Annotated in this window: 1 protein-coding gene and 1 pseudogene; both read left to right on the top strand. The window is 42.4% G+C overall.

Annotation, left to right across the window (positions count from 1 at the left end):
- A pseudogene (locus B7698_RS00470) lies at positions 1-612 on the top strand (DNA-directed RNA polymerase subunit beta'); the annotation flags it as partial.
- A gap of 260 nt (positions 613-872) precedes the next feature.
- Positions 873-7409, top strand: a 6537-nt coding sequence (locus B7698_RS00475) for a CshA/CshB family fibrillar adhesin-related protein (RefSeq protein WP_084864324.1), incomplete at its 3' end; no start/stop codon positions are given.

A 7409-nucleotide genomic window follows, 5' to 3' on the forward strand; every position in this document is an offset into this window, starting at 1 on the left:
GACCAAGTCTCTCGCGGTGCAGCTCTTACAGAAGGTTCTATCCAACCGAAACGTCTCCTTGCAGTTCGTGATGTCTTGTCAGTTGAAACCTACCTTCTCGGTGAAGTACAAAAAGTTTACCGTAGCCAAGGGGTAGAAATCGGTGACAAACACATTGAGGTAATGGTTCGTCAAATGATTCGTAAAGTTCGTGTCATGGATCCAGGGGACACAGACCTCCTCATGGGTACCCTCATGGATATCAATGACTTTACAGATGCTAACAAAGATGTTCTTATCTCAGGTGGAGTTCCAGCGACAGGTCGTCCAGTCCTTATGGGAATTACCAAAGCCTCACTTGAAACCAACAGTTTCTTGTCAGCGGCTTCCTTCCAGGAAACAACTCGTGTCCTTACAGATGCGGCCATCCGTGGTAAGAAAGACCATCTCCTTGGACTGAAAGAAAATGTTATCATCGGTAAGATCATCCCAGCAGGTACTGGTATGGCCCGTTACCGTAACCTTGAACCACAAGCTATCAACGAAGAAGAATACCTTAATCCTCCGGTAGAGGAAGAAGGAAATGAAGAAACAAATCTTGTTGTAGAGGCTCAAGTTGAAATAAACGAATAGAATATTTACTTGAAATGAAAAAGAGGGGGGGTTCCCTCTTTTTTGTGTAAAAATATTGAATAAAACTACATAAAACATGCAAAAAAATAATATTTTGAGACTTCGGAGTATAAATATTCTTTTTTAAAATATTAAGCATAATCGTTGAGTTTTACTTACGTGAATGCTAAAATGTAAAGTAGTTGTTTGTGTATTCATAAAAAACAGTGCATAAAACATAACAATATATTCAATTCTGGACAGGATATTGGAGGTAAATCATGAAAAATGATCTGTTTAATGACCGAATTAGTCGATTCTCGATTCGTAAGCTTCATGTAGGAGTTTGCTCGGTCTTACTCGGAACGTTGGTAATGCTCGGAACTGCTACAGGTGTCGGAGCTGATGAAGTAACTGAAGAAAAACAAGCTGACGGAGTTGCAGCTACAACAGAAGTAGACAAAGCTGAAACCCCTGTAACTACAGAAGCAGCACCTACTAAAGAAGTAACTTATAAAGCGGAAGCAGCACCTGCAGTTTCTACTGAAGTAAAACCTGAGCTAAATAGCGACAAATTGGCAGCTTACGTTGCTGAAATTGAAGCAAACGTGGCAAATGGTAAATACAGCAACAAGACAGACGAGAGCGTTGAAGTTCTTAAGGTAGGTCTTGCCAATTCTAAAAATGCACTTACTTCTGCTACAAGCCAAGCTGAACTTGACGCAGCTTACCAATCACTTGCAACGATTGTAAATGATAAACTTAAGGAAAAAGAAGTACCTACTAAGCCTGCAGCTGCAGAAGAAAAGATTGCAGCAGGCGAAGAAGCTCCAGCGTCTGAAAACGCTCCTAAACGCCGCTCTCGTCGTGCTCTCGGTGACGCAAATGATCCAAGCTTGATTGGGGATGACGTTGAAGACGCAACTTCAACTCCAAAGGTAGAAAAACCAGGTTTTACAACAGATCTTGATGCCAAATCTATGACTAGCCAGATTACTTGGTTGGACTTTGGAGATGTAGCCAACTGGACAGGGGCAAAAACAGTCAATGTTCCTAAAAATGACCAATTTCCTGATAAAGATTTAGAAGAAAAATTAGCTCTTCAAGTTGGGGCTACCTATACCAAGGAAATCATGCCTGGCTATGTAGTCACTGTAAAAGTTAAATCTTTGAAACCTTTCCAAGCAACTGAAATCTATAAAAAACGGATGGAAGAGCAAGGGGCTACAGAAGCTGAAAAAGCAACCTATGATCCAAATGCAAAAAATGGATATGTAAAGGGTGTTACTTCAACAGGGGTTAAAAAAGCTTTTAATGATGGCGAAGAAGCCGACGTTGTCGCTGATGCTCAAAACGGTTGGACTGAAGTTAGATTTGAAAACGTTGATACGAAAGCCAAGAAGACTACCATGGGTTCAGCTATGAATGGTGGAAATATTGGAGTTCAGTTTGAAATCTCTGCAACCTTCCGTGGCAAGACAGTTAAGCCAGCTGTTGTCATGGCTGATGGCGAGTCTGCTAACCCTGGTGAATTTGTTATGTTCACTACCAATGGAGAAGGTTGGCAACACCTTGGGGAATGGAAAAAATTTACTAGACCATCCACCACTGTTCCTTATGAACCACAAGATACAGAGAATCTTTTTGGTTCTAAACCTAAATATAATAACATTAACCTAAGACAACTTCGTGATTCTAATCAAGTTGGTCCAGATAAGAAGCCAGTAGCCTGGAAATACTTTGGGAATCCAGATCAAGTGACCGGTGGATTAGGGACAGGTGTCTTTGGTCCAAACATTTCAGCAGGAAATAATGCAGTTCCACTCGTGATGACACGTGGAGCATCTGAAGTGGGGCTTTATATCGCTTCAGGTGGTAAACAGTCTGCTATGCTAGGATTCTTCCCACTTGATGAAGGGGATGCTCCTGAGTCATATGGTAAAGCAGTCCATACCATTGCAACTGTTGACGGTGTTACTGGAGCTAAAGTAAATCAACCGTATCTTGGTAACGTGAGTCCGGATATGGATGAGAATACGACTCTTGACTGGTTCGGTGATGATAAGGCAACTACGGCCGATGAAGGAATTGACCAATTGCTTCCAGATGAACTCAAAGGGGCAACCAATGAGATGATCAAGATGGACCGTACACGCCCAGGTAACTACAAAATGTCAGTTCAAGCCCATTTGGATGGAGCTTCAGAAGCTTATATCTATGGTTGGGTAGACTTTAACCAAAACGGTACCTTTGATGAAGATGAACGCTCTAATCTTGCAAAAGTGACCCAAGATGGTACAGTCGAGTTGACCTTTGCAAACAGCAAGACTTACATCGATCCTAGCGTCAACGAGCTTGGTGCTCGTGTCCGTATTGCTAAGAAAGCTACTGAGATTGAAAGCCCAACGGGTATGGCCTTTTCAGGGGAAGTGGAAGACTTCAGAACTCAAATTACCCACCCACCAAAAGGGAAATTCAAAGAAACAAGTGGTCTTCAAGGGGCGAAGCAAACTGCAACTGTTGCCTTTACAGCACGTGGAGAACACAAGTTTGAACGTGATTCTACTGCTGTTATTGATGAAACCGTAGAACCATACATTGTTGACAAAGATGGCAACCGAGCAACCCTTGACGCAGACGGTTACTACGTCGTTCAAGGACAAGGTAAGTACAAGATTACTGCTAAGGGTAAAGATGTAGATGTTGAGTTTATTCCTGAGGACAACTTCCTAGGAACAGCTGATGGTATCTCTATCCGTCGTTCAGATAATAATGGCTATGATACTGGTTGGTCAACAAAATTCCCAGACAGAGAACCTAATGTGAATAGCCAATTAAATACTATGGATGGTCAATATGTTCCTACTGTAACACCGATTGACATTGAAGGGGTTGACAAAACTTCTAAAGATATTCAAGGTGCAACTCAAAAAGAAACACCTGCCTTTAATACAACAGCTTCTAACTCAGCTGGTGATAAGATTTCTATTGCTCCAAGTGCGGACTATCCTGCTAAGTTGGTAGACCCAGCAACAGGTCGTACTATTGATGAGACATCTGTAACAGTAGCTGGAGAAGGGACATACACTATCAATCCTACAACTGGAGAAGTAACCTTCACTCCAGAACCAAGCTTTACTGGTACAGCCAAAGGTGTGGATGTTTCATTGTCAGCGCCAGTTGGACGAAATAAAGACGGTCAGATTCAAAAAGAGTACATTAAGACTGCTACAGCTAAGTACACACCAACTGTCACACCAATCACAGTGACTCCTACAGACAAGGTTTCTGCGGATGTTCAAAATGTTCCTCAAACCCAAACACCAACCTTTGATTTGAGTAATGATAAGACTGCTGAAATCACTAGCAAGAAATTGGTGGATCCCGCAACTGGTCAACCAACTGATGAAACAACAGTGACAGTAGCAGGTGAAGGTAGCTATACTATCGATCCAACGACTGGGGCAGTAACATTTACGCCAGAAAAAGACTTTGTTGGTACTGTAAAAGGAGTAACTGTTCAGGCAACTGCTACCATTACAAATGCTAATGGTAAGACTGCAACCATTACTTCAGATGCGACCTACACACCAACTGTTGTGCCAGCAGTTCCAACTGCAAACCCTGCAACTTCTAAAGATGTTCAAGGGGCAACTCAAACCGGGACACCAACATTTGCAGGAACTACTGTCCAAGTAAACGGTGAAGATAAAGCTATTACCATTAAAGACAATAGCTACACATTGCTAGATAAAGATGGTAACGAAGTTTCAAGCACACCAGCCTTTGCTGAAGATGGTACAACTGAAATTGGTACTTTCTCTATTGATCCAACAACAGGTCAAGTAACCTTCACACCAACTGATAAGTCTTACACAGGTAAAGTAACGCCTGTTAAGGTTCAAGCTGAAAGTTCAAACGGTATCAAGGTGGATACAACTTACACACCAGAAATCGTTCCAGTAACCCCAACGGCGACCCCAGCAGAAACAACAGATGTTCAAGGTGCAACTCAAACTGGTAAGCCTGAATTTAGAGCTGGAACTGTCGATATCAATGGTGTAGAAAAATCTGTTCCAATCAACGAAGCTGTACCAGCTAAATTTGACGATGGGACTACATCTAAGAAAATCGAAGGTGTAGGTACTTACACAGTAGCTTCAGACGGAACAGTAACTTTTGTTCCAGAAAAAACATTTGTTGGTAAAGCACCAGCAGTGACTGTTGTTCGTGAGGACATGAATGGCACAAAAGCTTCTGCTACATACACTCCAACAGTAACCCCAGTAACGCCAACAGCGAAACCAGCTGAATCAGTAGCACCTCAAGGTGTGGTTCAAACGGGAACTGTAACCTTCACAGAAGGTAACCCAGTAGCGCCAATCGACAAGGATACTATTACTCTTCTCGATGAAAATGGTCAACCAGCTACTTCCGTAGATGCTAAGTCGTCAGATGGCAAGGTTATCGGTACTTTCACAGTTGATAAAGCAACAGGTGTCGTAACTTTCACACCAACAGATAAATCATACTCAGGTGAAGTGGTTCCAGTTAAGGTTCAGGCTAAAGATGCTAACGGCACTCCAGCAGAAACAACCTACACACCTAAGATTACTCCAGTAACGCCAACAGCAACCCCAGCAGAAACTACAGACGTTCAAGGCGCGACACAAACTGGTAAACCAACCTTCACAGAAGGCGATCCACGTGTACCAATTGATGAGAACGTTCCAGCAACCTTTGACGACGGTTCAACGACTAAGACTGTAGACGGAGTTGGTAAGTTTACAGTAGCACCAGATGGTACTGTAGCCTTCGTTCCAGAACCTAACTTCACTGGGACTGCGCCGGCAGTAACAGTGGTTCGTGAGGATAAGAACGGAACGAAAGTTTCTGCTACTTATACACCAACTGTAACTCCAATTACAATCACTCCAACAGACAAAGTTTCTGAGGATATCCAAAACGTTCCACAAACTCAAACACCTACATTTGAGTTGAGCAACGATAAGACTGCGAAAATCACAAGTAAGAAATTGGTAGATCCAGCAACTGGTCAACCTACTGATGAAACTACTGTGACAGTTCCAGGAGAAGGAACTTACACTATTGATCCTACAACAGGTGCTGTAACATTTACACCTGAAGAAGACTTCGTTGGAACTGCTAAGGGAGTTAAAGTTCAGGCTACTGCTACAATTACTAACGAAAATGGTGAAAAAGCTACGATTAAAGCGGATGCAACATATACCCCAACTGTAGTAGCGGCAGAGCCAACTGCGAATCCGGCAACATCAATTGATGTACAAGGTGCGACTCAAACAGGAACACCAACATTTGCAGGTACAACTGTACAAGTTAATGGTGAAGACAAAGAAATTACTATTAAAGATAATAGCTATACACTTTTAGATGATGATGGGAATCAGGTTACTACTACCCCAGCTTATGCAGAGGATGGAGTAACAGCAATTGGTACCTTCTCAATTGATCCAGCAACAGGTACTGTAACCTTCACACCAACAGATAAATCTTACACTGGTAAAGTAACTCCAGTTACAGTTGTGGCTGAAAGTTCAAACGGTATCTTCGTAGGTACAACCTACACTCCTGAGATTGTTCCTGTTAAACCAACAGCAACACCAGCAGAAACAACAGATATTCAAGGTGCAACACAAACAGGTAAACCAGAATTTAAGGGTGGTACAGTTAAAGTTAACGGTGTTGAGAAGACTGTTCCAATTAATGAAACTGTTCCAGCTACATTCGAAGATGGCTCAACAGCTAAGACAGTAGAAGGTGTTGGGACATACACAGTAGCAGCAGACGGTACAGTTACATTTGTCCCAGAAAAATCATTCGTTGGAACGGCTCCATCAGTGACAGTTGTTCGTGAAGATATGAACGGAACAAAAGCTTCTGCGATATACACCCCAACAGTAACTCCTGTTAAACCAACTGCAACACCAGCAGAAACAACAGATATTCAAGGTAAAACACAAACAGGTAAACCTGAATTTACTGAGGGTGATAGCCGTGTACCAATCAACGAAGATGTTCCAGCAACATTTGATGATGGTTCAACAACTAAGACCGTTGAAGGTGTTGGTACTTACACAGTAGCAGCAGATGGTACTGTTACATTTGTACCAGAAAAATCATTTGTCGGGACTGCACCAGCCGTGACAGTTGTCCGTGAAGATAAGAACGGAACAAAAGCTTCAGCAACCTACACACCAACAGTATTGCCAGTAACACCTGAAGCAACACCAGCAGAAACAACAGACATTCAAGGTGCAACTCAAACAGGTAAGCCTGAATTCAAGGGTGGAACTGTAACGGTTGATGGCGTTGAGAAAACTGTTCCAATCAACGAAGATGTTCCAGCAACATTTGACGATGGATCAACAACTAAGACAGTAGAAGGTGTTGGTACCTACACAGTAGCTCCAGACGGAACAGTAACATTTGTTCCAGAAAAATCATTTGTTGGTACAGCTCCATCAGTTACAGTTGTTCGTGAAGATAAGAACGGAACAAAAGCTTCTTCAACTTACACACCAACAGTAACACCAGTAGTTCCAACTGCTGAAGATGCTACTTCAACTGACAAACAAGGTCATGAACAATCAGGCAAACCAACATTCACACCAGGTAACTCAAACGTACCGATGGATGATGATACACCAGAAACTTTCGAAGATGGCAGAACAACGAAGACAATTCCAGGTGAAGGTACCTACACAGTAGCACCAGACGGAACAGTAACATTTGTCCCAGAAAAATCATTCACAGGTAAAGGAACAGGCGTAACAGTT

Source organism: Streptococcus mitis, assembly GCF_002096855.1.
Lineage (GTDB): Bacteria > Bacillota > Bacilli > Lactobacillales > Streptococcaceae > Streptococcus > Streptococcus mitis_Y.